The sequence below is a fragment of the Lacinutrix sp. MEBiC02404 genome (assembly GCF_053601575.1).
The window spans coordinates 1-202 of sequence record NZ_JBSHNV010000041.1 but is presented as its reverse complement, the minus strand read 5'-3'; the positions used below and the strand labels follow the sequence as shown (position 1 = coordinate 202).

The window sequence follows — 202 nt, the reverse complement described above, 5'->3', positions numbered from 1 at the left end:
TTCCATCTGTTAAAGTAGCACCTGTTGGTAAAGTAGTTGTATCTACTACGATATCTACTGTTCCTGCTGGTACTCCTTCTATAGTATAGGTTCCGTCTGTTGCTGTTGTTGCTGTTGGCTCTCCTGCGTCTAATACGCCATCGCCATCTAAATCAGCAAATACAGTTACTGGTGTAGTGAACCCGGTTTCTGTTCCGTTTTG

The 202-nt window shown here is 43.6% G+C and carries 1 protein-coding gene; it reads right to left on the bottom strand.

The window, feature by feature from the left end; all coding sequences use genetic code 11:
* A partial coding sequence (locus ACVCXO_RS00220) for a hypothetical protein (RefSeq protein ID WP_452227592.1) occupies positions 1-202 on the bottom strand: 202 nt, incomplete at both ends.